The following is a 22,626-nucleotide window of genomic DNA, read 5'->3' as shown; positions in this document are numbered from 1 at the left end:
CAGAGCTAATCTACTTGACAAAATAACGCCGCGCGATGTTTAGAAACTCCTCAGAGAAGCTGTCCATCGATTGACGAAACCTCCTGATAGAGGCTGTAAAATAGTTAAAGGCGATCGCCGCTGGAATCGCCGCTGCGAGACCAATAGCGGTTGCTACGAGCGCTTCAGAGATACCTGGCGCTACGGCCTGGATAGTTGAGTTCTTGGCCTGACTGAGTCCATGAAAGGCGTTCATAATTCCCCACACCGTTCCGAAGAGTCCGATAAAGGGCGCAGCACTTGCAACGCTGGCAAGAAACGTTACTCCATTTTCAAGACGATGGGTCTCCTCTAGCTCAGTACGTCTGAGGGCCCGCTCAACCGTGCCTAGTTCGGCTGCAATATCAGTGCTCATGGGCCTAGCCCCGTCCTTGCCCTCTTGGAGGGTAAGAAGGAGCTCCCGGTAGCCGGAGGTAAAGACAGTTGCCAACGGGCTATCTGTCAGACGGCGAGAGGACTCGTCGATACGTGAGAAGTTACGTGAATCCCAGAAAACCTGGGCGAACTCATCTGAGGTTTTCTTGGCCTTTCTAAACTGAATGACCTTGGCGATAGTTATCGCCCAACTCCATACCGAGAGGATAATAAGAAGGATTAAGACGCTCTGAACAACGAAGCCCGAGCCGAATATCATGTTCAAAATGTTTGGGGGTTCTAGCGCTAACACTGGGTCCACGGGCACTCCTTAACTCTACAAAATAGCACCCTAAACATGCCACACAGTTACGACTCACACCAGACATGGGCTGGATGTTTCTTTTTAGTTCAGAGGGGGTTATAACATCCCTTGATCAACATTGAACTGACTAATACTTAGGAGTCCCCATGAGCGTTGGAATCGCCATTAACGGATTTGGCCGCATCGGACGTAACATCGTGCGCCAGCTCTTCACAAACAAGCAATCTAAGCAGATTAAGGTGGTTGCTATTAACGATCTGACGGATCCGCTGACCCTCGCCCACCTCCTTAAGTACGACTCGGTACACGGCCGTTTTCCTGGCACAGTTGAGGCAGGAGATGGCTTTATTACGGTCAACGGCCAACAGATTAAGGTATTGGCCGAGAGAGACCCTGCCAAGCTGCCTTGGGGTGCTCTAGGGGCTTCAATAGTGCTTGAGTGCACCGGTCTCTTCACCCAAAAGGAGAAAGCCAAGCTACACATGCAGGGCGGCGCCAAGAAGGTTCTGATCTCAGCTCCTGCTCCAGATCCTGACATTACGCTCGCCTATGGTGTTAACCATAGCGCCTACAGGCCTACTGAGCACCATATCATCAGCAACGCTTCGTGTACCACGAACTGTCTTGCTCCTGTGGCCAAGGTGCTCGTAGAAAACTTCGGAATCGTCCGTGGATCTATGACAACGATTCACTCATATACGAACGATCAACAGATCCTCGACCTCCCGCACAAGGACCTGCGGCGTGCCCGCGCAGCTGGCATGTCGATGATTCCAACCACCACTGGCGCTGCCAAGGCAGTTGGGCTTGTTATCCCTGAGCTAGTTGGCAAGGTTGACGGTTTCGCCATTCGCGTTCCAACTCCGGACGTCTCCGTTGTGGATTTTGTAGCTGAGCTTGGCCAGGACGTCACCACAGAGGAGCTCAACCGCGCCCTACAGAGCGCCAGCGAGAACGCCCTTAAAGGCATCCTTGGCTTCTCAACTGAGCCCCTTGTATCGATTGATTACGTCGGTGATACACATTCAGCGATCGTCGACTCACTATCGACCATGGTGGTTCAGAAGAGGCTCGCCAAGGTTGTCGCCTGGTACGATAACGAGATGGGCTTCTCGGCCCGTATGTGCGACGTGGCGGAGTTAATCGCTAAGGACCTTTAGTCTCATGCGCCAACAACACCTCCTGATCGGAAACTGGAAGATGAACCTAGGCCCGCAGCATGCGGCGTCCTTCGCACGCGAGCTCCGCTCAAAGACTCCGGCGCTCACACAGACGCAGGTCTGGGTTACTCCGCCAACTGTAAGCCTGAGCGCTACTATTGCGGAGTTAGCTGGTTGTTCGATTGTTGTTGGCGCACAGAACGTGCACTGGGCATCATCTGGGGCCTTTACCGGCGAGACCTCGCCACACTTTTTACGCGAGATCGGAGCTACCTTCTCGCTACTTGGACACTCGGAGCGCCGTACCTACTTTGGCGAAACATCGGAGCAGGTAGCCGCACGCGCCGAGGGAGCCCTGGCAGCTAATCTGACCGCGGTGGTGTGCATAGGAGAGACTGAAGCGGAGCTTGCTGCTGGCGCTACCGAGCGTGTTCTTGAGGAACAGTTAGCCCCTGTACTTAAAAACCTCTCTGCAGAGGATAGTGCGAGAGTTGTGCTGGCCTACGAACCTGTCTGGGCTATCGGTACCGGCAAGGTAGCGACGCTAGCTGAGATCGCCACAGCTCACAGATTTATTCACTCCCTGTGGAACAAGCACAGCTTTCCAGCTCAGGCCACCATCCTATACGGGGGTAGTGTAAACCCAACTAACTTTGCCGAGATCCTAGCTCTTGCCGAGGTTAGTGGTGCATTGGTGGGTGGAGCTAGTATTAAGATCGATCAGTGGCTGCAATTAATCCAGATCGCTGAAGAGACCCCCGCTCTAGGGAGTTAGAACTCCGATATTATAGGATCGCTCGTGACCTTGGTCCGACTTCCAGATGTTCCCAATAAGAAGAATCGATCTAGGGAATTCTTAGCGCTCCCGGGCCTAAAGGCGATGTTGTATGTGCCATCAAGATTCTGTTGAAAGCGTTGCACACGGGGATAAAACGCATAGTTTTTGCTGTATGGTCGGGCGCCGTACTTATCGTATGCAATAAACGACCAGATCCCGGTCGCATCTCCACGTACCTTAACGATCCTCTCGCCGTTGAGGTTGGCTCTAGCAAGACGCACGGTCCGTAGAAGCTTTCCATTTGCAATAATTCCTATGCTCTCCACATCGGAGGCGCGAACCACGAGATCTGCTGTAATAACCGCTGCTATACCAGTAGGCCCGGAGCGCTGACGAACCGCAACCGAGGAGAGAAAGAAACGGGGCGTAAAGATTGGCTGCACCTTAGGACCAGCATCAACACCTGTAGCTTGATCAATAAACTTAACGACCGGTATAGAGAGCCACTGCAAAAGCACTCCGCGGTCTGCGCCGCCTGCTGCCATCGTACGCAGCGTCTGAGCGTGCGCCCCCCGCAATTTAAACGCTACATCGCTACTAGACAGACCCTTACTTGCCCCACCTGCTAATTCAGAAATAACCCCTTCGAAAGCCGTGATAGCGTCTGCTTGGCGACCGGGCGGGATACGCTCCTGTACCTTAAACTTGGCGATACTCTGAACACCTTGCTTCAAGAACGCCTGGGCGTCGCGCGTATTAAGTTTATCAAGCGTTATCGTGGATGGAATCTGGGCATCCTTTGATCCGCCGGTGCCACGAGCCTTTACACTAAAGTCCCAGCCAGAGAATAACCCCGAGCCCTGTGGATCAGGGGCATCAGTACCTTTCTTCTGTTGTTTGGGCTGTGATTTTTGAGGGGCCTCGACCGTTCCCAATTTGGCATTGAGCTTCTGAAGAGCCTCTGGCTTAAGCCCCGCCCTCTGTTCGTCCTGGCTCTTGTTTGCTACTCCAGCTGCTGCGACCTTAGTACGTTTAGCACTATCTCGCCCCTCAACGAGAAACTTTAATGCTGGTGGCATAAAGAAGAGCCCTATTACTACAGCTAGCACCACAAAGGTGACCCAGGCTGCTCGTGCTGATAATCCCAAAAAACGGCTATCTTGAAAATTTGCCATATACTGCACATCATGAATACGGGAGGGCCTATAATCGAGCCCAACCAGAATCTATTACTATAGTGATCAAATACACCCTAAAACGAACACAACTATCTTCCTCCCTGATATGGGGGGTAATGATAGGTTATGTAGCATCTTAAATGGCTTAAAATTGCTAATCAAATGTTATGTGAGATATCAGGCACTTAGGAACAAGAACGGTACGACATAGTGAATAGTTACGAGTTCCAGAGCTTTTTAACGTCCCCGTTTAAGCGCGCACCAACCTGGCTAATAACGTGGTGCGCTAGGTAGCACGCTCGCCTTGCTGCCTCGAACGGAGTTAATCCGTAATTAATTCCGTATAAAAATGCGCCGGCAAACATATCTCCTGCGCCGGTAAGATCGCGTGGCTGACTTGGAAAGGCTGGAACGTGCAGCTCCTCTCCCTGCCACCAAATATAGGCCCCACGTGCGCCTGCTGTCAGCACAACGTGCGGAAACCTCTCTTTAAGAACGCGTCCGGCTGCTGTGATCTCTTTGGTATTTGAGAGTGCGGCTGCCTCCTCTTCATTGGCGAAGATCAGATCCGTCTGTTCAAGAGCCTGCTCTAGATGTGTAGCGAAACCGTGCACGACCCATGCATCCGAACAGGTTACCGCCACCTTCGTATCGGATTTACTAGCTATATCAATTGAGCGCTTAATTGCGGCCCGTCCCTGATCGGAGTTTGAAAATACATACCCCTCGATAAAAAGCCAGCGTGAATCAGCTATAATCTCGGACTCTATATGCGTATCTGCAAGGGTAGTACAAGCTCCCAGAGCCGTTCTGAGTGTGCGCTCAGCGTCGGGGGTAATAATCACCACACAGGTACCGGTCGCCCCTTCGGAAGCAAGTGGCACCGGCACCTTCATTCCGAGGGAGAGGCACTCGTTGTGGTAGAAACGGCCATACTCATCATCAGCAAGACGACAATATACTGCGCTGGTGCCGCCAAGTTGCGAGATTGCGATAAGCGAATTGGCTACTGAACCACCGCTTACCATTACAGGCTTAACTGTCCCGAGACGGCTTAACAGCTCCTGCTGATCCGAGGCCTCTACCAGGCGCATCGCGCCCTTTTCGAATCCGAGGGACGCGAAATCCTGTTCCGTTACATCGGTAAAGATATCCACGATCCCGTTACATACGCCACTTACATCGATTGATTTCATAGGTTTCCCGCGGAAAATACTTAAGCATATTATCCTACACGAGCTAGAACAGAAATAATAGGATCACCTTTCTCAGTGGTGCTGCCTCCGCTACTCCCTTGCTGCCCGAAAAAAACCCTTGACCGTAGAGTTTTTTGAGGTAAAGTTTTCGCTTTCTCCTAACTCTTTTACAACCTTCGTTTTCGGGTAGTCGCGTCACTCATCCCTCCAAACTCAACATCGATTAGATTGTTACCTACGGTGTTGACCTGGAGGGTGGAGAGTAAAGGTTTTACTTCCCTCTCTTACTTGTTGTGACACAGTTATCTAGAGGCGTTCTCTGGATCTGCAATCAACGTAAGCACCCCATCTATTCTAGATGGGCACATGGAGGCTGTTATGAGGACTTTTTCTTATAGGGGCTCAGAGACAATGGAGTCAGACTCCCCGGCTAAACTGGGGGGATTTTTGCCTGATTTGGAGTCGGAGGAAGCTAAGAAAAGTTCCTCCGAAAACGATCTGTTAGAGACATTTAGACGCTTTGTTAAAGGAAACCCTTTAAAGCAAGCGCAGCAGAAAGGTAAAAAACATTTTGCTTTACTGCTACGCAGGTGGGTAAAATTTCGTGCCGATAAGGAACTTATTGTAGATCCCGTCCATACTGATGCAACAGCGCCTTCACTGCACTTCAGGGGACAGCTACTCAAGGCTTATATGCAAACTGCTTCCTAGTCCATGTTTTGAGCTGCTTGATGTCTTACAACACCAAGCAGTTCTTCTTACTCTCTCTCCACCCTCTATCTACCTAAGGCGCTATCAGATTGCTCGGAATGGTGACGGGGCGCGCCTGCGGAAAGAAGCTTGCGATCTTACAGATTACAGCCTCAACCATGGCGTCAGGGCAGCTCGCTCCGGCCGATATTAAAATCCTAACCGGCGTGCGCTCAGGGATCCAATTTTTCGTTAATTTGCGAGATTTAGTGTGTAGATCCAGGTGCCGGATCTCCGAGCGACTAAGGATCTCCTCCGCATCACGCACATAGAATACCGGCATTCTGCCCTCTGCTAGTTCAACCAGATGCGAGGTGTTTGAAGAGTTATATCCCCCAACGACCACGGCGATATCACCTGTCGCATCTAATAGTCCGCCCATGGCGCGTTGATTCTCTGAGGTTGCATAACACAAGGTATCCCTGGTATCGGCGTAGTGTTCTAAGATGGTCTCGGCTCCGAAGCGCGCGATCAGGGCCTGCTTTATAATCTGCGCTATCTCATGCGTCTCCTCGGCAAGCATCGTGGTCTGATTCACTACGCCCAAACGAATAAGATCCTGAGGGACAGTAAAGCTCTGCGAGAATCTTCCGGCAAAATCTTGATAGAACTGTTCACTTGGAGCTTCTCCCCTAATATACCTGGCTAGCAGTTCGGCTTCACTCCGATCTCTCACAACCACGCTCGGCCCATCGATACGAATGTGCGAAAATGTGGCGCGCGTCTCTTCATGTGTATGCTGACCATGAATAACTATCGTGTGGCCCTGTTGCGCAAGTTGGCGTCCACGCTTCCAAACCTTCTCAACAAATGGACAGGTGGCGTTGTAGCGTTGTGGGTCGATCCCCAACTGCCCCAAAATATCAAAGATCTCCTTGGTTGTTCCGAACGCCGGCACGATCACAACGTCGTCGGGTTGCAGGATAGATAACGGAATTAGCTGCTCCCCCTCTGCGGTCTGAAGAAACCGCACCCCTAGGCGCACCAGATCGGCGTTCACGTTCGGATTATGGATCATCTCGCTTAGGATAAAGACGCGCTTATCTGGATTTTCTTCTAGGGCGCGGTAAGCTATCTCGATGGCGTTCTCTACGCCGTAACAGAACCCGAAAAAGCGCGAGATCTTAAACAAAACCGGACCGAGATCGATCTCGGTCGGCGCTAGGTCCTCCTTGCGCGCATCGGATGCGGAGCGTCGTCGTTTAATCTCCCCTATCAGGTCCGAGCGATAAATTCGCGGTATGTCAAATTGCTTCGGCATAACAACAATCTAGCATGCCCAATAGAGTGGAGTCCACGCGCCTGGTAAGCCCTTGAGCACTAATCATCAGCTACAACAGCTCCATATATGACCTCTGCATCATGCTCAGCCACGAATTGTTTGCGGCGCGGCGCTATTTCCCCCCTGATCTTTGGCGGTTTCGGGGTGCTAGCCTCTAAAGCACGATTATCGTCAAATTCCGGGACGATACTCGGCGATGGCAAAGCGGTAACTGTCTCGTATAATAATGGGGGTGGTGTTGCAATTACTAGGGAGGTAGGGGTCTCACTCGGAAGCGGTGTTGATGTTGGTGTTGGTGTTGGAATAAATATCAGCCCATCAGCTCCGTTGGTAAAGATCGGTCCGAACGAAAGCTCCACATCCCTTAGCTCCTCAAAGTGCAACGCAATCGTAACTGCACCAACACACGAAAAGCGGGCCAAGCCACGTGGGCCTTCACGCGTAAAGTCAGAGAATGGGATCTCAAGGTTATGCACAGATTGCGCTGCGCTGCGGCTTAATATGGAGGCTGAATAGCGTTGTCCAGTTGCATCGTCAGCGTCATAAACGCGTGTCTCTATGGTATAAGGCGGGCATACATCTCCAACTTCTGAGTTGTTACACCCGAGCGAAATATTGAGATCCATAATGACGAAGGCCTGCGCTCCCTCTGCCGTCAGGTCTAGGCATCGCAGGCCAAGCGCTGAAAGCTGTTCAGGATATGCATCCCCGTCCCAACTTAAGGTAAGGGAGTTAATCGCCTCGCCTTGCCCCCTAAGCCACAAGCCGCGCACACCTCCTTGCTTAAAACAGAGCTCTGCCATGCCCTGACTGCCCCCATTCAGGGTAACCCCCGTAGACCCACCAAGCGTCATACGTGAGCGAACCACCTGCGAACATATGGTATCTGCCTGGCAGTTCAATTCTATTGGGACCTCAAAACGCTCAAGTGGTAAGGCCCAGCCCATTAGCGGCCACAATAGAGCCCCGATCCATGTAAGGAATCCCAGTCGCATACTAGCCTCATAGTACAGCATATAGTGTCGTCCGATCGCTGTAATAGAGTTAGGCACTTTATTTCCATCGACAGATCGACTATGGAAGCAGGTAGTAAGAGTAATTGCCCGGGGTACCACAAGATGATTAAGCCAGACCATTGGATTAGAGAATTCGGCGAAAGCGGGGGCATTTACCCCTTTAATCCGGAGCAAGTTAACCCAGCAAGTTACGACGTTACGGTAGCAAACCACTGGATCTGCCCAACCCGTGATCCTGAGGAGCTTTTAGCAGATTCTATCGTTCTCTTTCCTGGCGAGGTGATTCTGGCGACCACACAGGAGTACCTCAAGATGCCGAGGGATGTGGTGTGCGACCTAAAGCTTAAGAGCTCGCTTGGTCGCTTATGGCTAAATCACAGCTTAAGTGGTTGGATAGATTGCGGATTTAATGGGCAGGTAACCCTTGAATTGCAAAACCTCGGTCCATATCCACGCGAGCTTTCAAAGGGCATGCGGGTAGCACAGCTCGTATTTCTCGGCATGTCGTCGGCTCCAGATGTAGCTTACGGCGAGGGGGGCCGCGGCCATTATCAGGGTCAAACTGGGGCAACAAAGGCCTGGTCTGATGAGTTTTTCCCGAAGATTCTTGGCCCGAAAAGACGCTAATCTCTTATCCTCCGTTGGTTGAATCGTATGACTTAGCATGCTATACCTAGAGTTGTGCATTAGGGGTGTATTGTACCCTGGGCAGTCTGGTCTGTTTATGCAGACATCTGCTTTATTTTGCCTTTGTTTTGAGAATACGTAGTTATGGCCAATCACAAATCTGCAATTAAGCGTCACCGTCAGAGCCTCAAGCGTCGCGATTCAAACCGTTCAGCCAAGGCTGAGGTAAGGACCGCCCTAAAGCGTGCCTCTGCGGCTGCAACATCTGGCGATAAGGTAGAGGCTCAGAAGCTCGCTCGTTCAGCTGAGTCCCTTATGTCGAAGGCTTCTAAGAAGGGCCTCTTCCACAAGGCGACCTTAGCGCGCAAGATCAGCAGAATTCAGGCTCAGGTAAATAAGGCGTAGCTCTGCTACTTCTAGTCAATATTTCTAGTCAATATTTCTAGTCCCTACTTTTATCCTGTGAAAAAACCCGACGCATCTCTCTCGAGAGCGTCGGGTTTTTTATGTCGGCCTCTTCGATCTGAGGTGAGCTAGATACTAGCCCTTAACAACCTTTAGCACCTCATCCAAAACCCCGACCTCAAAGACTGAGGAGAGTAAGGCGTTCTTCATAAAGTTCGTAACTGGAAGTCCTGCACTTAAGAGCCCCTGCTCGATCACGCTTTCAACTTCTTTAACGATCCTCTTAAACGCGGCGGCATCATTAACCGATATTCCCGTCTCTTCCTGCTGATAGGTGGCATTGAACTCATCTGCGAACCTATTAATGATCGTTTCAACGGTTGCTGCTATCAATTCAGGATGGGCGTAGCGCGCTAGACCAATGAAATATATCTCTCGTTTTGGATAATTGTGCTCCACGAAGGCCCTGATTGCTGGAGCCTTTCCTGAGGCAGCCACCGCGCGAAACTCCTTGGCAAATGAAGCTACCTGAGGATTACTGGAGCCCTCACGCTTTAGGAAGCTCTTAAGAGCTGCGTTAAGATTTTTGGCAGTTGTAAATCCGCCCTCTACTTCATCTATCGTTGTTGGTAACATCTGTAATCCTAATAAGCATCAATTTAGAAATCTGGCGCTACGGCCTTATCGTAGATCTGGCGCGCCGCATCGCTCGCCATAGAGGTCAGGGCGGATTGCTGTTGGCCACGTGCTACTTCACGCGTACTTAAGTTCGCTAGATCCTGACTAGAGAGCGAGCCACTTGCAAAATCGGGGGATGTGGTAACAACGGCACTGGCATCGGTTGCGTAGGTCTTTGTAACCCGAATCAGTGGATCTCGCCACAACACCGGTCCTGTAACACGACGAAGCTCACCGGCGAGCACCATCGTGCTATCCATCAACGAGGCTGTATTGGTGTTGGATACCGTATCGGTTGATTGCCTGACCGAGACTATCCTGACCTTAAGGGTCGCATCGGCCTGATTCTGGCGGTCCACTACACTCACAGTGCCGTAACTATCAAACTCGTCACGCAGGGCATCCGTAACGATATCAGAGAGCCCAAGCTGGGTTGAATTGTTCTCAACGGTCGGAATATAGATACTTTTTACATCTGGTGGCAAAACGCTGCCACTACCCTTTAGAACATATCCACACGCAGAGAGTCCCAGCGCAGAGAGTCCCAGCGCAATTGCAAGCAGTCTGCCGTGAATCATTAAACGCAACATAGCTAACCCCTCCTAGTTTTAATCGTACTGATACGCTTAGGAAGATGATCGGTATATGCGCGCAACCCCCTGCCCCAAACCCGTAGGTTTTTAAGGGAGCGATCTACGTTGGCCCTCATCTCTTCGGTCAGCTTGATAACGGTAGCGTGTTGTGCCGCTATGCGTCTGCCGATCTCGAGCTCCTTTGCAGAGAAATCTATCGTTCCATCTAGGTGTCTCTTCCATGAGCTTTGCCAGTCAGAGAAGGCCACACTATAAGCCTCTAGTTCATCAAGAACCTGTGGAGAGCTCTCTGTTAGAGATAAGAGAAGGGCTTTGCCAAGCTCAAGCACAACCCTTCCCTCGCTAATTGGGCGAGCAGGTGTCATTGTTGGCCCTATGAACCCATTATATTGAAGCCACAATCGACGTAAACAACCTCGCCCGTAACCCCAGAACCTAATGGCCCCAGCAGATAAAGACCGGTGTTAGCCACATCCGCCTGCGTGACGTTGCGCTTCATCGGCGCCTTCTCAGCAAAAGCCGACAACATGTCACGAAACTGCGGAATACCCGCTGCGGCCAAGGTCTTGATAGGACCGGCTGAGATAGCATTAACACGAATATTGAACTCACCCAGGTCAGATGCGAGGTAGCGCACGGAGGCTTCAAGGGCAGCCTTTGCAACCCCCATTACGTTGTAGTTCTGAACAACGCGCTCGGCTCCTAGATACGTCATGGTAAGAATTGAACCACCTTTCTCGCTCATCAGAGGCAGGGCTCTTTTGGTCACAGCTACCAACGAATACGCTGATATATCAAGCGCTGTCTGGAACCCTTTGCGAGTTGTGTTAACGAAGCGATTGGTTAGATCCTCCTTCTCGGCGTATGCCAGGGAGTGCACGACGGCATCAATTGTACCCCAACGGCTCTTAAGCTCCTCGAACATCAAATCAATCTGATCATCATGTTGAACATCGCACGGCAACACGTTCTTGCAACCGAGGCTATCCGCCAATGGACGCACACGACGCTCAAGCGCTTCGTTTAGGTAATTAAAAGCGAGCTCCGCGCCCTCTTTATGAAGCGCCTCTGCGATGCCCCACGCAATACTGCGCTCATTAGCAACACCGAGAACTAATACCTTCTTGCCGTCAAACATTCCCATGTTGGGCACCCCTGTTTAGTTAATTGAACAACGTCAAAACAACTGGATCTATAAGAAACTGAAGCAATAGAGATACAGCAAAAGAGATACAACTCAGCGACACCTAAGCGCTCGCTGCTGCCTTCTTCTTAGCTGGGGCCTTCTTCTCTGCTGTTTTCTTAGGAGCTGTCTTCTTTGGGGCTGCCTTTTTAGCAGGAGCCTTCTTAGAATCAGCCTTCTTTGCGACCGCCTTCTCAGTGACCTTATCTACTAGCTCGATGATCGCCATCTCTGCTGCGTCACCATGACGTACACGAGTACGCACGATACGGGTGTAACCACCATTTCTAGTGCTACAACGTGGTCCGATCTCAGCAAAAAGCTTGTGGACAACAGCCTTATCCATAAGATAGCTATAAGCCTGTCGACGCGCCGCTAGCGTGTCGTTCTTGCCCAAAGTAATAAGCCGCTCGACCACAGGTCGGAGCTCCTTTGCCTTTGGTACAGTTGTCTCAAAACTCTCATACTTGAAGAACGAAGTTGCAAGATTTCGCAATAACGCACGTCTATGACTAGTATTTCTGCTTAACTGCCTAAGACCCTTTCCATGTCTCATACTACACCTCGATTAGTGATCGGTCTGTTCTTTCATCTGATCAAGGTCTCTGCGTGTAGGAAATTCCTCCAGCTTCAAACCAAGTGCGAGCCCCATGTCAACGAGGATCTCCTTAATCTCATTTAGAGATTTGCGACCAAAATTCTTTGTACGGAGCATTTCAGCTTCGCTGCGTTGAACTAGCTCACCAATGTACTTGATGTCCGCGTTCTCAAGGCAGTTTGCTGAACGAACGCTAAGCTCGAGTTCGTCGATTCTACGGAATAAGTTATCATTCCATTTCTTTGACGGCTCCTCGTTCTTTGGCTCTTCGCGCTCAACGATTAGATCTTCGCCAACAAATATGCCGAGCTGATCAACTAGGATATGAGCAGCCTGCGCTATTGCTGAGCGTGGATCGATGCTACCATTCGACCAGATCTCCATAGCAAGTTTGTCGTAGTCGGTGCGTTGACCTACACGGGCATTAGTTACCGCTAGGTTTACACGACGGACCGGCGAGAAGATCGAATCGATAAAGATCGTTCCGACAGGAACTCCCTCAATCTTATTCTTCTCAGCTGGAACGTAGCCACGTCCAACCTTTACAGCGACCTCCATCCTAAACGTAGAGCCCTCTCCGAGGGTTGCTAAGACTAGATCTGGGTTAAGAATTGCTACTGCTGGATCTCCCTGGAACATACCTGCTGTTACCTGGCATGGGCCCCGAGCTTCTATGTGCAGAACTGCTTCCTCCTTGTCCTCAAGGCGCAAAACAACCTCCTTAAGGTTAAGCGATAGCTCTGTCACATCTTCAGCAACACCTGGCATGGTAGAAAACTCATGCGCAACACCATCGATGCGAATCGACGTAATAGCGGCACCCTGTAGAGATGAAAGCAGAACACGCCTAAGAGCCGTTCCGATAGTCATACCAAAGCCGCGCTCAAGCGGCTCTGCTATAAACTTGCCGTATCGACTGTCTCCGGTAACACCTTCGACCTCTACTCTGTTTGGGCTGATTAAGTCCTTGAGACTGACCTTTTTCATCTCCCTCTATCCTATCTGTAAATGACGTTTATCCGTGCTGCGCTATCCCGCCCCCATTAAGAGAGCCGCGCATACAGCACAGGTTTATTACTACCTTGAGTACAATTCTACTATTAGCTGCTCGCGTATCGTCGGGGGCAACTGCTCCCGAGTTGGTGCTGAGTTAATCGTTCCGCGAACTGCCTGCTGATCAAGTGATAGCCAGTCGGGAATAACTCGCGAACGAGCTGCCTCCATTCCTGCCACCACAAGTGGATTTTTCTTACTGCGCTCGGCCACCTCTACAACATCCCCCGGAGAGGTGGTGTATGATGGAATTGAGACACGTTTGCCGTTCACAAGCACATGCCCATGATTAACGATCTGACGTGCCTGCCTACGCGAAGAACCTAAACCGAGACGGTACACGATGTTATCTAGACGACGCTCAAGCAGAACAAGCAACTCTGTGCCGGTTACGCCCTTTGTCCCTGCGGCTCTTTCGAATACACCGTGGAACTGGGTCTCGAGTAGTCCGTACGTCCTCTTTACCTTCTGCTTCTCACGAAGCTGTATCTTGAAGTTCGAGAAGGTTTGGCGACCACGACCATGCTGGCCCGGCCCACCCTCACGTTTCTCAACGGAGCACTTCCCGGTGTAGCAACGCTCACCTTTAAGGAAGAGCTTCTCGCCCTCTCTTCGACACAATCTACAAACTGGTCCGCAATACCTTGCCATGATCCAACGCCTCTATTTATTAAACTCGACGACTCTTTCTTGCACGGCAACCGTTGTGCGGAACCGGCGTAATATCTTTGATTAACGTAACCTGAATCCCAGCAAGGTGGAGCGCTCTTAGAGCTGACTCACGTCCCGAACCTGGTCCCTTAATACGAACGGTTAATGAACGGATTCCAGACTCCCTAGCCTTGCGAGCCGCAACATCACCTGCAACCTGAGCCGCAAACGGTGTCGACTTACGCGAACCCTTGAAGCCATTGGCTCCACAGCTCGACGTTGCAAGCACATTACCAGCGGGATCGGTAATCGTTACTATCGTATTATTAAAGGTTGCCTGAATATGAGCAACGCCAACTGGGACGTTCCTCTTTGTCTTTTTCTTTTTAACTGCTGTTGAACCAGCTACTCGCGCATCTGCCACAAACTACTCCTTACTAGGATATGAAATATTAATTAACTACTAGGTCTTGGTCGCTGCCTTCTTACCAGTAATCGGAGCACGACGAGGACCCTTTCTCGTACGAGCATTTGTGCGGGTACGTTGACCACGCGCTGGAAGATTCTTACGATGACGCAGACCACGATAACAACCGAGATCCATCAAACGCTTGAGCGATGCCGACAATTCACGGCGAAGATCTCCCTCAACCTTCTCGCGACGCTCTATGATCTTACGGATCTTATCGACCTGCTCCTCAGTAAGGTTATCAGTTCGAACGCTCTCCTCGATCCCTGCTTCACTAAGAATGGATTTAGATTTAGTAATCCCAATTCCGTAAATATACGTAAGTCCGCGAATGACTCTCTTGTTACGCGGAAGATCAACACCTGCAATACGTGGCATGTCTTAAAAACTCCTAACTACAATTATCCCTGACGCTGCTTATGCTTAGGCGTACGGCTACAGAAAACAAAGATCGTGCCTCTGCGCTTAATGATCTTACAGTGAGTACAAATTGGCTTTACAGACGCTCTAACTTTCACAACATCTCTCCACAATAAGATCTAAGAACAAGGGCTTCCGAACAGCTACGATTACTCTTATTCGTCAAATAATAAATCCACCCAAATCAAGTGGTTATCTACATAGAAGCCGATCTCAATGGAGGTAAAAATACCTCCAGAGAACAAAAGTCCTGTTCAAGGACGCCAGATTCTACATTTTTTTACAGCCATTACAACCCCTCCACCCCCCTCAGTGGTCCGTTTTCCGGTGGTATGGCTTTGTTTTGAAGGGTTTTTTCAGTTATTTCCCTTATTCCCAGACTCTGCGCTTATGGGGCTATGCTACTGGGCCCCAAATAGCCTCGCTCAAATTAGCCCTAACTCTCCAATACAGCGCACATACGCCCTGAGACCTCTTCTACAGTGCCAACCCCAGCAACCTCTTTCAGAAGCCCGTGCTGGCGATAATAGCCCGCTACGGGGGCTGTCTGAGTCCAGTATACCTGCAATCTATGCGCTGCCACCTCGGCGGTATCATCGCTGCGCGCCCCTGCCCCGCCCCGATGGCGAATTCGGTCGAGCAACACCTCCTCTGGGACCGTAAGCTGAACGACGCCAGAGAGCGCTATCTCTGAGCGCTTAAGAAAATCACTTAAGATCTCTGCCTGAACAACCGTTCTTGGAACCCCATCTAATAGGAAGCCCGGCAGACAGTCAGCCTTGCGAAGTCGCGCCTCTACAACCTGCATAACGAGTTCGTCGGTAACAAGCTCGCCAGCATCAAGCACCGACTTAATTTTTAATCCCAACTCGGAAGCAGACGCTACCTGCTCACGCAACATATCTCCGGTTGAGATATGAGGGATGCCATATTTCTTGCAAAGCAGAAGGGCCTGTGTACCTTTCCCAGCGCCTGGTGGTCCTAAGAGAACGATCCTCATAAAGATACCGCAATAAATCCAGATAGTTTTACTTTCGTACTATTTTACTTTCTTGCTAAGCGATTACGCCCATAGCTCGCGGAGCCGACGCCGCCACGCCCCTTAGATGAGCGCGACATAAAGCTCTCATAGTTGCGAGCAACTAGCATCGACTCGATCTGAGATGCGGTATCTAACGTTACGCCCACTACGATCAACACAGCAGTTCCACCAAATACGTAAGCAAATTGCGATGCACCCATGTTGATGTACACGACCTGTGGGATAACGCACACCGCCGAGATATAGATCGAACCCCATAGGGTCAGGCGATTAAGAACGCCGTAGAGGTAATCGGCCGTCTCTGCCCCTGGTCGTACCAGCGGAATAAAGCCCCCGTTCTTCTTGAGATTCTCTGCCACCTCAACCGGATTAAAAACTACCGCTGTGTAGAAATAGCTGAAAAGCACTATCAGGCCGACATAGAGCAGTTCATATCCCCACGCGCCCGGCGTAAAGAGCTGCCCGAAGACTGACATAGAGAGGCTTGGAATAACTGCTACAAGCGTTGCTGGCAACATCATAATAGCCGAGGAAAATATCGGTGGTATTACTCCAGTCATGTTGACTTTAAGGGGCATGTACTGCGTTTGTGCCAGCGAGCTCCTATTACCAACAACACGGCGTGGATACTGCACTGGAATTTTACGGTGCGAGCGCTCAACAAAGATAATCGCATAGATGGTAAAGAGTGAGAATGCTAGTATAAATAGGATCGAAAATGGCGACATCTCCCCCGTTCTAGCCAACTCAATGGTTGAACCGAAGACAGATGGCATGCGGGCAGCGATACCAGCAAAGATTATGATGCTCGTTCCGTTTCCAAGCCCACGCTCAGTAATCTGCTCTCCGAGCCACATAATAAAGGCGGTTCCTGCGGTCAATGTTATCATCGTAACGAGCTCAAACGAGAGGCTTGGAGTGGCAAGCCCGCGTGACTCAAGGGCGCGCGCGATCATAAAGCCCTGAAAGAGCGCCAGCAGGATAGTCCCCTGTCGTGTGTAACGTGTAATAACTCGTCGCCCTGCGTCGCCCTCCTTCTTTAAATTTTCAAGATACGGAATGCTCGGCGAGAGGAGCTGGATAATAATTGAAACCGTAATATAGGGGGATATTCCGAGTGTGAAGATCGAGAACTGTTCTAGGGCTCCTCCTGAGAAGAGGTTTATCAGGCCAAAGATGGTATTGGCGTTGTCTTCAAACATGCGGTGAATGGCGTCAACGTCAACACCAGGTGTCGATACGAACACACCAAAACGGTATACCGCCAACATTGAGATCGTGAAGAGCAGGCGTTTCTTTAGCTCTGGAATCTGAAACAGTTGCGCGATACCACTCATCTAATCCTCATTATTTTGTTATCTTGCACCATTGATACTACAACTATGGCAACTATGCAGCACAAGAGATCTTCGAAAATTATGCTGGATATTGCAGTAACAAAAAAACGGCTCCAAAGAAGGGAGCCGTCTTTAACTAATATAAAGAAAAAAACATCGCAAAGAAAAACATCTAGTCTTTGACGTTACTACTCAGAGAGAAGCTCCACCGTTCCGCCTGCTGCCTCAACACGCGCCTTAGCATTAGCCGAGATCGCATGTACCTTAATGTGTAGCTTCTTAGTGAATTCCGCGTTATCAGCTAGGATCTTAATACCAGCCCGCTGCTGCGAGCTCTTCTTAGCGTAGCCAAGATCCAAGACGGTCTGAATATCAACGGTAGTGCCGTTATCGAGGCGCTCTAACACTGAGAGACGAACGATACTATATTCGTTGTTACCACGAATTCCCTCACGAGATACGAATCCAACCTTCGGGATACGTCGATAAAGAGGCATCTGACCTCCCTCAAATCCTGGACGAACACCGCCTCCAGAACGAGCTGTTTGTCCCTTTCCTCCGCGACCAGAGGTCTTTCCATGTCCAGAGCCCTCCCCCCGCCCTACGCGGGTACGAAGCTTGCGAGCTCCTGGATTAGACTTAAGGGTGTTTAGAGTTAAATTTTCATTGGCCATATGAGCCCCCACTGCTTTCTTGATACTAATTTAGCTAACCGGAATTACTTAACTGGTGTGACCTCAAGTAGGTACTCGACCTTCTTGATCATACCCTTGGTCGCATCGTTAAGCGTAATTTCACGCTGCTTACTTATACGGCCTAAACCGATCGCCTTTAGGGTGCTTCTAACACCTGGGGAACGTCCGATATCACTCCGTATCTGCTTAATGATTACCTTACTCATACAACACCGCTCTTAATTTAATACTAACTTAATATGGATGGTATCCCATGTCCTCAAGTTTAATTCCGCGCATAGATGCCACAACCTCTGGCTCCTCTAACATGAGGAATCCTGCAATAGTAGCTTGGATAACGTTCTGCGGCGTAGTCGAGCCGAGACACTTCGTACGGATATCCTTAATACCACATACGTCCATAACTGCACGAACTGAAGCCCCGGCGATAACGCCAGTTCCAGGTGCAGCTGGCTTCATTACTATATCAGAAGGACCAGCCTTTCCAAGCACATCATGCGGAATAGTACTCCCCTTAAGAGGTACCTTGATCAGTCTCTTGCGAGCCTGCTCTGATGCCTTACGAATAGCCTCAGGAACCTCAGCTGATTTACCGAGACCAAAGCCTATGTGCCCACGACCATCTCCGGTTACAACAAGGGCGCTGAAGCTGAAGCGACGACCACCCTTTACAACCTTAGAAACACGGTTAACGAAAACCGTTTTATCGGTTAACTCACCACATTGGTCTATAGTAACTCTGCGCTTATCGAGCGTATCTTTAAAAGCCATACATCTCCGAACTAAAATTCCAAACCACCATCTCGAGCACCATCTGCAAGGGCCTTAACCCGTCCGGTGTAGAGAAAGCCGTTTCGATCAAATACTACCTGTTGAACTTTTGCTATCTTAGAGCGTCCTGCCAAAATAATTCCAACTGCACGAGCAGCGATTACAGACTTAGTGCTCGACTTGCTATCATTAGCCTCAGCTGCCTTTACCAACTTAGCTATCTCAGCCTGAACATCCTTGTCGAGGGTTGAAGCGCTAGCAATAGTAGCTCTAGTCTCATCAGCGATGAGCTGTGCATACGTATGCTTTGAGCTTCTGAATATGCTTAGGCGTGGCCTCTCGACCGTCCCAACTATCTTCCTTCGAATCTTAAGCTTCCTCTTATGACGAGGGCTTGAAGCTATTTTTTTATTCTGTGTGGCCATAAGGCACCTAATTCCCCTACTGCGTTCTAGTTATACTGAGTTCTAGTTATTAATCTTACTTCTTACCGGTCTTACCGGCCTTACGACGAACCTTCTCATCCGAATACTTAATACCCTTTCCGAGGTATGGCTCAGGAGGCTGAACTTGGCGAATCTTGGCTGCGAACGTTCCCAAAAGCTCCCGATCAGTCGACTCAAGTTCGATCTTGGTTTTGGTAACAACAGCCTTGATACCGTTAGGAATCTCCATCGTAACTTCGTGCGAGAATCCAACCGCCAGCACGATGCTGTTACCCTGAAGCTTAGCAACAAATCCTACGCCAACTAGCTCAAGAACTCGAGTCCATCCCTTGCTTACACCATGAACCATATTGTTCAAAGTAGCGCGCGCAGTGCCGTAGTCAGCTTTAGCCTGCCTATCAGTGCCAATGCCATCAGTGCCAATGATAGAGAAAACAAGTTTCTCGTCGATGACATCTATCTTTACACCATTTCGAATGGTGAAGTTCAATTTGCCCCTAGGGCCTTCAACTGTAACTATATTACCAGCAACAAAGCCCTTTACTCCTTGCGGAAGGGCAACAGGTAACTTACCTATACGTGACATGAAACACCTCTAAAAACTATCCGAAGAGCGCTATTACTTCACCGCCCACGTGCATCTTACGAGCCTCGTGGTCAGCCATTACGCCTCTCGACGTTGAAACGATTGAGATACCGAGACCGCTACTTACGCGCGGCAAATTCTCAGTAGATGAATACTTGCGACACCCAGGGCGCGAAACTCTCACGACCTTAGTGATAACTGGACGTCCGCTTGAGTAGTATTTAAGACCAACACGAATAGCGTCTGGTCCATCTTCTACCTTAACGGATTCGAACCCCTCGATCAGTCCCTCGCGCTTAAGAACCTCAAGCACGCTCTTGTTTAACTTGGCTGATGTAACAATAACAGATCTGTGGCCAGCGCGTTGGCTGTTCCTGATACGGGTAATCATGTCGGAGATGTGGTCGTTTATCATAACTCTATTTCCTTAGCTACTACCTTGCGGAACGGCATCCCCATGAGCTCTAACAGCTCCATGCCCTCTTCGTCTGTCTTGGCTGATGTAACGAAAGTAACGTCCATGCCGCGAATAGTATCGAGCTTTTCAATTTCAATCTCAGGGAACACGATCTGCTCCTTGATTCCCATCGTGTAGTTACCACGTCCATCAAAGCCCTTACGAGGAACACCGCGAAAGTCACGTACTCGTGGAAGAGCTACTGATATTAATCGATCCAGAAACGCGTGCATCTTCTTCTTACGCATGGTAACCATCACTCCGATCGGCAAACCTTCGCGCAATTTAAAAGAAGCTATCGACTTCTTTGCACGTGTTACAACCGGCTTCTGTCCACTGATCTGCGTCATCGCATACTCAACGAACTGAATCGACTTTGAATTATTAACTGCATCACCAACGCCAGTATTGAGAACGATCTTCTCTAGCTTTGGAACCTGCATCGGTGATGAATAGTTAAACTTCTTCATCAATGCAGGAACAACAGTCTGCTTATAGTGCTCCGCCAAACGACTCATAACACCCCTATCCAGATCTCTAATTACGCTTCAAGCGCTACAAAAATTTTGCTCGATGGATCCTTGTATCCACGAACACGCTTTCCATCCGCTGATGTGCTCCTTACAAGGCGCACCGGCTTCTTCAATTGCTCGACGTAGTACATTACATTTGAGATATGTACTGACTTCTCCACTTGAACTTTTCCACCCTCTTCGCCTGGCTTAGTAGCCTTCTTATTGCGCGTGAAGATGTTTAACCCATCAAGGATCACTCGGTCATTCTTAGCACCTACGATCTCTTTGATCTTTGCAACTTTGCCCTTAATCCGGCGCTTTGTTTTGTTTCCACCAGCGATAACCATAACCAGGTCACCCTTGCGGAGTGTGGTTGGAGTTGGCTTGGTTTTCTCTTTATCGGACTTCTTTACGACCACCTTACACCTCGTTTTGTATTACAGCACTTCTGGCGCTAATGAGACGATCTTCATGAATTTCTTTCCGCGCAGCTCTCTAGCAACCGGTCCAAATATACGGGTTCCGATCGGCTCCATAGTCGCACCGATAAGAACAGCGCTATTATCATCAAATTTGATAAACGATCCGTCCTCACGCGAGATAGCCTTAGCTGTTCGCACTATCACTGCTTTGTGAACAGATCCCTTGGGTATCTTGGAATTTGGAATTGCCTCTTTAATAGCAACTACAATCACATCACCAACGGACGCATAACGTCTGCGGCTGCCACCAAGAACCTTTACGCAAACTACTTTTTTCGCGCCTGAGTTATCTGCAACATCAAGCATTGACTTTAACTGAATCATATCCCTTTACCGCTCCCTAAAGATCCTGTGGCTAATCTGCCTTATTGAGAATCGACTCAATCTTCCAATTCTTGAGCTTGCTCAACGGTCGAGTCTCGACGATACGAACACGATCGCCTACTCCACACTGCTTCGTCTCGTCATGTGCATAAAACTTCTTGGTCTTGCGGATGAACTTGCCATAAAGAGCATGCTTAACCTGTCGAACAACGGCTACAACCACCGTCTTCTCCATCTTGTTACTAACGACGACGCCGTCCTGCCTCTTGCGTTGGCCACGGGGCTCTTGAGAGGTAACTACAAGGTTAGCTACCTTTTCTGTCGCCTTACTCGTTGTTACCTTACTATCTGTCGTCTTACTGCCTGCCATAACGTTCCATAAAAATCAGAATTCACTAAGGCGATTAAGCCCTTAACTAACCCGAGGACTGCTCTTAATCCTTACCTTTCCCGCTCTTTGCGCTAGTAAGCGCGGTTTGTACCCGTGCTAACGCCTTGCGTGTCTGCCCAAGGAGGTGCCCCTTCTCAAGCTGTTTTGCCCCCTGCTTAAAGCGCAAGCGCATCAGATCTTCAGCCAATTTATTGGCTTTTTCTTGCAGAGCACCTTTATCAAACCCTGCTATCTCTTTGAGAAACTCTTTACGTTTCATACACTTACTACCTACGCACTATGGCCAAACTAGACAACTCTGGGCCTAGTACTGCCCATAGTAATTACCCCTAAAAAGGAGGTGGAACTATGCCGTTTTTCTGTATTTAAATCAAGCTGCTGGTTCGTACTATGATCTTTGTCTTGATTGGAAGCTTTGCAGCTGCCAATTCAAGCGCCTCAGTTGCTATCTTGTCGGCAACTCCTGTGATCTCATACATAATCTTGCCAGCTTTAACCTCGGCTACCCAGAGCTCTACTGAGCCCTTGCCCTTACCCATTCGTACTTCGGCTGGTTTCTTCGTAAGCGGCTTATCTGGATAGACCTTAATCCAGACCTTACCTCCACGCTTAATGTGTCGAACCATAGTTTGACGAGCGGCTTCGATCTGACGGTTAGTTACCCAACCGGCCTCCATCGCTCTTAAACCGTACTCTCCAAACTCTAGCTTGCAGCCACGCGTCTCTTTAATCTTCAGATGTCGGTAAAGCTTCATCTGCTTTCGATAACGTGGCTTCTTTGGCTGCAACATAAATTACTCCAACAAAAATACTTGGCGCAGAAAG

The 22,626-nt window shown here is 49.7% G+C and carries 34 protein-coding genes; 5 read left to right on the top strand and 29 right to left on the bottom strand.

From position 1 onward, the window contains the following. Window positions 1-10: 10 nt before the first annotated feature. A complete protein-coding gene (gene tolQ / locus NTV65_08650) occupies window positions 11-673 on the bottom strand; it encodes a protein TolQ (GenBank protein MCX6115266.1) in 663 nt (220 codons plus the stop codon). A gap of 191 nt (window positions 674-864) precedes the next feature. Between tolQ and gap the strand changes: the two genes are divergently transcribed. Both gap and tpiA read left to right on the top strand, forming a co-directional pair. Next, window positions 865-1,878 carry a type I glyceraldehyde-3-phosphate dehydrogenase gene (gene gap / locus NTV65_08645; protein MCX6115265.1) on the top strand — a complete coding sequence of 338 codons (1,014 nt, stop codon included), beginning with the start codon at window positions 865-867 and terminating at the stop codon, window positions 1,876-1,878. Between the two features lie 4 nt (window positions 1,879-1,882). After that, entirely contained in the window at window positions 1,883-2,653 is a 771-nt protein-coding gene (tpiA, locus tag NTV65_08640) for a triose-phosphate isomerase (GenBank protein MCX6115264.1), read from the top strand. Here the strand turns inward: tpiA and NTV65_08635 are convergent. After that, the gene (locus tag NTV65_08635; protein ID MCX6115263.1) at window positions 2,650-3,831 is read right to left on the bottom strand and encodes a hypothetical protein; all 1,182 of its coding nucleotides are present in this window, start codon (window positions 3,829-3,831) and stop codon (window positions 2,650-2,652) included. The two genes, tpiA and NTV65_08635, sit on opposite strands and share 4 nt — an antisense overlap. Before the next feature lie 221 nt (window positions 3,832-4,052). Then, the gene (locus NTV65_08630) at window positions 4,053-5,030 is read right to left on the bottom strand and encodes an adenosine kinase (GenBank protein ID MCX6115262.1); all 978 of its coding nucleotides are present in this window, start codon (window positions 5,028-5,030) and stop codon (window positions 4,053-4,055) included. A gap of 411 nt (window positions 5,031-5,441) precedes the next feature. Here NTV65_08630 and NTV65_08625 point away from each other — a divergent pair, with 411 nt between their 5' ends. Next, the gene (locus NTV65_08625) at window positions 5,442-5,741 is read left to right on the top strand and encodes a hypothetical protein (protein MCX6115261.1); all 300 of its coding nucleotides are present in this window, start codon (window positions 5,442-5,444) and stop codon (window positions 5,739-5,741) included. A 73-nt stretch (window positions 5,742-5,814) separates the two neighbouring features. Here NTV65_08625 and NTV65_08620 read toward each other — a convergent pair whose 3' ends face one another. Together NTV65_08620 and NTV65_08615 are read right to left on the bottom strand one after the other, a co-directional pair. Then, a complete protein-coding gene (locus NTV65_08620; GenBank protein MCX6115260.1) occupies window positions 5,815-7,041 on the bottom strand; it encodes a 4-hydroxy-3-methylbut-2-enyl diphosphate reductase in 1,227 nt (408 codons plus the stop codon). Window positions 7,042-7,100: 59 nt separating this feature from the next. After that, window positions 7,101-8,114, bottom strand: coding sequence for a hypothetical protein (locus NTV65_08615; GenBank protein ID MCX6115259.1), 1,014 nt, complete (start codon window positions 8,112-8,114; stop codon window positions 7,101-7,103). A gap of 66 nt (window positions 8,115-8,180) precedes the next feature. Here NTV65_08615 and dcd point away from each other — a divergent pair, with 66 nt between their 5' ends. Continuing rightward, a complete protein-coding gene (gene dcd / locus NTV65_08610) occupies window positions 8,181-8,705 on the top strand; it encodes a dCTP deaminase (GenBank protein MCX6115258.1) in 525 nt (174 codons plus the stop codon). A 144-nt stretch (window positions 8,706-8,849) separates the two neighbouring features. Further along, the gene (rpsT, locus tag NTV65_08605) at window positions 8,850-9,110 is read left to right on the top strand and encodes a 30S ribosomal protein S20 (GenBank protein ID MCX6115257.1); all 261 of its coding nucleotides are present in this window, start codon (window positions 8,850-8,852) and stop codon (window positions 9,108-9,110) included. 135 nt (window positions 9,111-9,245) lie between these two features. Here rpsT and NTV65_08600 read toward each other — a convergent pair whose 3' ends face one another. The 24 genes from NTV65_08600 to rplP all read right to left on the bottom strand — a co-directional run bounded on the left by NTV65_08600 (window position 9,246) and on the right by rplP (window position 22,592). Continuing rightward, window positions 9,246-9,746 carry a hypothetical protein gene (locus tag NTV65_08600; GenBank protein ID MCX6115256.1) on the bottom strand — a complete coding sequence of 167 codons (501 nt, stop codon included), beginning with the start codon at window positions 9,744-9,746 and terminating at the stop codon, window positions 9,246-9,248. Between the two features lie 23 nt (window positions 9,747-9,769). Continuing rightward, window positions 9,770-10,378: an LPS assembly lipoprotein LptE gene (gene lptE, locus NTV65_08595; protein ID MCX6115255.1), complete on the bottom strand. Its 609-nt coding sequence runs from the start codon at window positions 10,376-10,378 to the stop codon at window positions 9,770-9,772. Between the two features lie 2 nt (window positions 10,379-10,380). After that, window positions 10,381-10,746, bottom strand: coding sequence for a hypothetical protein (locus NTV65_08590; protein ID MCX6115254.1), 366 nt, complete (start codon window positions 10,744-10,746; stop codon window positions 10,381-10,383). An 8-nt stretch (window positions 10,747-10,754) separates the two neighbouring features. After that, window positions 10,755-11,525 (bottom strand): enoyl-ACP reductase, encoded by a 771-nt coding sequence (locus NTV65_08585; GenBank protein ID MCX6115253.1) that lies wholly within the window; start codon window positions 11,523-11,525, stop codon window positions 10,755-10,757. Window positions 11,526-11,628: 103 nt separating this feature from the next. Then, window positions 11,629-12,120, bottom strand: a complete 492-nt coding sequence (gene rplQ, locus NTV65_08580) for a 50S ribosomal protein L17 (GenBank protein ID MCX6115252.1) — start codon at window positions 12,118-12,120, stop codon at window positions 11,629-11,631. 12 nt (window positions 12,121-12,132) lie between these two features. Further along, the gene (locus NTV65_08575; protein MCX6115251.1) at window positions 12,133-13,149 is read right to left on the bottom strand and encodes a DNA-directed RNA polymerase subunit alpha; all 1,017 of its coding nucleotides are present in this window, start codon (window positions 13,147-13,149) and stop codon (window positions 12,133-12,135) included. A 90-nt stretch (window positions 13,150-13,239) separates the two neighbouring features. Then, complete coding sequence (gene rpsD / locus NTV65_08570) at window positions 13,240-13,866, bottom strand: 30S ribosomal protein S4 (protein ID MCX6115250.1); 627 nt, start codon at window positions 13,864-13,866, stop codon at window positions 13,240-13,242. 19 nt (window positions 13,867-13,885) lie between these two features. Further along, window positions 13,886-14,290 (bottom strand): 30S ribosomal protein S11, encoded by a 405-nt coding sequence (gene rpsK, locus NTV65_08565; protein ID MCX6115249.1) that lies wholly within the window; start codon window positions 14,288-14,290, stop codon window positions 13,886-13,888. Between the two features lie 39 nt (window positions 14,291-14,329). Beyond that, window positions 14,330-14,713 carry a 30S ribosomal protein S13 gene (gene rpsM / locus NTV65_08560; GenBank protein MCX6115248.1) on the bottom strand — a complete coding sequence of 128 codons (384 nt, stop codon included), beginning with the start codon at window positions 14,711-14,713 and terminating at the stop codon, window positions 14,330-14,332. Window positions 14,714-14,736: 23 nt separating this feature from the next. Continuing rightward, window positions 14,737-14,853, bottom strand: a complete 117-nt coding sequence (gene rpmJ, locus NTV65_08555; protein MCX6115247.1) for a 50S ribosomal protein L36 — start codon at window positions 14,851-14,853, stop codon at window positions 14,737-14,739. Window positions 14,854-15,191: 338 nt separating this feature from the next. Continuing rightward, the gene (locus tag NTV65_08550) at window positions 15,192-15,755 is read right to left on the bottom strand and encodes an adenylate kinase (GenBank protein ID MCX6115246.1); all 564 of its coding nucleotides are present in this window, start codon (window positions 15,753-15,755) and stop codon (window positions 15,192-15,194) included. 44 nt (window positions 15,756-15,799) lie between these two features. Continuing rightward, window positions 15,800-17,134 (bottom strand): preprotein translocase subunit SecY, encoded by a 1,335-nt coding sequence (gene secY, locus NTV65_08545; protein MCX6115245.1) that lies wholly within the window; start codon window positions 17,132-17,134, stop codon window positions 15,800-15,802. Window positions 17,135-17,322: 188 nt separating this feature from the next. Next, window positions 17,323-17,808 carry a 50S ribosomal protein L15 gene (rplO, locus tag NTV65_08540; protein MCX6115244.1) on the bottom strand — a complete coding sequence of 162 codons (486 nt, stop codon included), beginning with the start codon at window positions 17,806-17,808 and terminating at the stop codon, window positions 17,323-17,325. A 44-nt stretch (window positions 17,809-17,852) separates the two neighbouring features. Further along, window positions 17,853-18,035 (bottom strand): 50S ribosomal protein L30, encoded by a 183-nt coding sequence (gene rpmD, locus NTV65_08535; GenBank protein MCX6115243.1) that lies wholly within the window; start codon window positions 18,033-18,035, stop codon window positions 17,853-17,855. Window positions 18,036-18,063: 28 nt separating this feature from the next. Then, a complete protein-coding gene (rpsE, locus tag NTV65_08530; GenBank protein MCX6115242.1) occupies window positions 18,064-18,600 on the bottom strand; it encodes a 30S ribosomal protein S5 in 537 nt (178 codons plus the stop codon). Window positions 18,601-18,611: 11 nt separating this feature from the next. Next, on the bottom strand, window positions 18,612-19,025 hold the full coding sequence (rplR, locus tag NTV65_08525; GenBank protein ID MCX6115241.1) for a 50S ribosomal protein L18: 414 nt from the start codon (window positions 19,023-19,025) through the stop codon (window positions 18,612-18,614). A 55-nt stretch (window positions 19,026-19,080) separates the two neighbouring features. Beyond that, window positions 19,081-19,632: a 50S ribosomal protein L6 gene (gene rplF, locus NTV65_08520; GenBank protein MCX6115240.1), complete on the bottom strand. Its 552-nt coding sequence runs from the start codon at window positions 19,630-19,632 to the stop codon at window positions 19,081-19,083. Between the two features lie 16 nt (window positions 19,633-19,648). Then, window positions 19,649-20,047 (bottom strand): 30S ribosomal protein S8, encoded by a 399-nt coding sequence (rpsH, locus tag NTV65_08515; protein ID MCX6115239.1) that lies wholly within the window; start codon window positions 20,045-20,047, stop codon window positions 19,649-19,651. Continuing rightward, a complete protein-coding gene (gene rplE / locus NTV65_08510) occupies window positions 20,044-20,607 on the bottom strand; it encodes a 50S ribosomal protein L5 (protein MCX6115238.1) in 564 nt (187 codons plus the stop codon). Before rplE ends, rpsH begins: the two co-directional genes overlap by 4 nt. A gap of 23 nt (window positions 20,608-20,630) precedes the next feature. After that, entirely contained in the window at window positions 20,631-21,023 is a 393-nt protein-coding gene (gene rplX / locus NTV65_08505) for a 50S ribosomal protein L24 (protein ID MCX6115237.1), read from the bottom strand. Between the two features lie 18 nt (window positions 21,024-21,041). Next, entirely contained in the window at window positions 21,042-21,410 is a 369-nt protein-coding gene (gene rplN / locus NTV65_08500; GenBank protein ID MCX6115236.1) for a 50S ribosomal protein L14, read from the bottom strand. A gap of 31 nt (window positions 21,411-21,441) precedes the next feature. Continuing rightward, a complete protein-coding gene (gene rpsQ / locus NTV65_08495) occupies window positions 21,442-21,780 on the bottom strand; it encodes a 30S ribosomal protein S17 (GenBank protein MCX6115235.1) in 339 nt (112 codons plus the stop codon). Between the two features lie 64 nt (window positions 21,781-21,844). Further along, entirely contained in the window at window positions 21,845-22,060 is a 216-nt protein-coding gene (rpmC, locus tag NTV65_08490; GenBank protein MCX6115234.1) for a 50S ribosomal protein L29, read from the bottom strand. A 106-nt stretch (window positions 22,061-22,166) separates the two neighbouring features. Further along, window positions 22,167-22,592: a 50S ribosomal protein L16 gene (gene rplP / locus NTV65_08485; GenBank protein MCX6115233.1), complete on the bottom strand. Its 426-nt coding sequence runs from the start codon at window positions 22,590-22,592 to the stop codon at window positions 22,167-22,169. Window positions 22,593-22,626: the final 34 nt, after the last annotated feature.

The sequence above is a fragment of the Pseudomonadota bacterium genome (assembly GCA_026390555.1).
GTDB lineage: Bacteria > Bdellovibrionota_C > UBA2361 > UBA2361 > OMII01 > OMII01.
This window is presented reverse-complemented; position numbering and strand designations above follow the sequence as displayed.

Excerpts from the sequence above, each read along its gene's own strand:
- rpsT (MCX6115257.1), top strand. The coding sequence starts at position 8,850 with ATGGCCAATCACAAATCTGCAATTAAGCGTCACCGTCAGAGCCTCAAG.
- rplQ (MCX6115252.1), bottom strand. The coding sequence starts at position 12,120 with ATGAGACATGGAAAGGGTCTTAGGCAGTTAAGCAGAAATACTAGTCAT.
- NTV65_08600 (MCX6115256.1), bottom strand. The coding sequence starts at position 9,746 with ATGTTACCAACAACGATAGATGAAGTAGAGGGCGGATTTACAACTGCC.
- rpmC (MCX6115234.1), bottom strand. The coding sequence starts at position 22,060 with ATGAAACGTAAAGAGTTTCTCAAAGAGATAGCAGGGTTTGATAAAGGT.
- NTV65_08625 (MCX6115261.1), top strand. The coding sequence starts at position 5,442 with ATGGAGTCAGACTCCCCGGCTAAACTGGGGGGATTTTTGCCTGATTTG.
- rpsH (MCX6115239.1), bottom strand. The coding sequence starts at position 20,047 with ATGATAAACGACCACATCTCCGACATGATTACCCGTATCAGGAACAGC.
- NTV65_08620 (MCX6115260.1), bottom strand. The coding sequence starts at position 7,041 with ATGCCGAAGCAATTTGACATACCGCGAATTTATCGCTCGGACCTGATA.
- rpsQ (MCX6115235.1), bottom strand. The coding sequence starts at position 21,780 with ATGGCAGGCAGTAAGACGACAGATAGTAAGGTAACAACGAGTAAGGCG.
- rplN (MCX6115236.1), bottom strand. The coding sequence starts at position 21,410 with ATGATTCAGTTAAAGTCAATGCTTGATGTTGCAGATAACTCAGGCGCG.
- rpsM (MCX6115248.1), bottom strand. The coding sequence starts at position 14,713 with ATGCCACGTATTGCAGGTGTTGATCTTCCGCGTAACAAGAGAGTCATT.
- rplO (MCX6115244.1), bottom strand. The coding sequence starts at position 17,808 with ATGGCCAATGAAAATTTAACTCTAAACACCCTTAAGTCTAATCCAGGA.
- rpsE (MCX6115242.1), bottom strand. The coding sequence starts at position 18,600 with ATGGCTTTTAAAGATACGCTCGATAAGCGCAGAGTTACTATAGACCAA.
- NTV65_08630 (MCX6115262.1), bottom strand. The coding sequence starts at position 5,030 with ATGAAATCAATCGATGTAAGTGGCGTATGTAACGGGATCGTGGATATC.
- dcd (MCX6115258.1), top strand. The coding sequence starts at position 8,181 with ATGATTAAGCCAGACCATTGGATTAGAGAATTCGGCGAAAGCGGGGGC.
- tpiA (MCX6115264.1), top strand. The coding sequence starts at position 1,883 with ATGCGCCAACAACACCTCCTGATCGGAAACTGGAAGATGAACCTAGGC.
- gap (MCX6115265.1), top strand. The coding sequence starts at position 865 with ATGAGCGTTGGAATCGCCATTAACGGATTTGGCCGCATCGGACGTAAC.
- NTV65_08585 (MCX6115253.1), bottom strand. The coding sequence starts at position 11,525 with ATGGGAATGTTTGACGGCAAGAAGGTATTAGTTCTCGGTGTTGCTAAT.
- rplE (MCX6115238.1), bottom strand. The coding sequence starts at position 20,607 with ATGAGTCGTTTGGCGGAGCACTATAAGCAGACTGTTGTTCCTGCATTG.
- rpmD (MCX6115243.1), bottom strand. The coding sequence starts at position 18,035 with ATGAGTAAGGTAATCATTAAGCAGATACGGAGTGATATCGGACGTTCC.
- rplF (MCX6115240.1), bottom strand. The coding sequence starts at position 19,632 with ATGTCACGTATAGGTAAGTTACCTGTTGCCCTTCCGCAAGGAGTAAAG.
- NTV65_08550 (MCX6115246.1), bottom strand. The coding sequence starts at position 15,755 with ATGAGGATCGTTCTCTTAGGACCACCAGGCGCTGGGAAAGGTACACAG.
- rplR (MCX6115241.1), bottom strand. The coding sequence starts at position 19,025 with ATGGCCACACAGAATAAAAAAATAGCTTCAAGCCCTCGTCATAAGAGG.
- NTV65_08635 (MCX6115263.1), bottom strand. The coding sequence starts at position 3,831 with ATGGCAAATTTTCAAGATAGCCGTTTTTTGGGATTATCAGCACGAGCA.
- secY (MCX6115245.1), bottom strand. The coding sequence starts at position 17,134 with ATGAGTGGTATCGCGCAACTGTTTCAGATTCCAGAGCTAAAGAAACGC.
- NTV65_08575 (MCX6115251.1), bottom strand. The coding sequence starts at position 13,149 with ATGAAAAAGGTCAGTCTCAAGGACTTAATCAGCCCAAACAGAGTAGAG.
- rplP (MCX6115233.1), bottom strand. The coding sequence starts at position 22,592 with ATGTTGCAGCCAAAGAAGCCACGTTATCGAAAGCAGATGAAGCTTTAC.
- lptE (MCX6115255.1), bottom strand. The coding sequence starts at position 10,378 with ATGTTGCGTTTAATGATTCACGGCAGACTGCTTGCAATTGCGCTGGGA.
- rpsD (MCX6115250.1), bottom strand. The coding sequence starts at position 13,866 with ATGGCAAGGTATTGCGGACCAGTTTGTAGATTGTGTCGAAGAGAGGGC.
- NTV65_08590 (MCX6115254.1), bottom strand. The coding sequence starts at position 10,746 with ATGACACCTGCTCGCCCAATTAGCGAGGGAAGGGTTGTGCTTGAGCTT.
- tolQ (MCX6115266.1), bottom strand. The coding sequence starts at position 673 with ATGATATTCGGCTCGGGCTTCGTTGTTCAGAGCGTCTTAATCCTTCTT.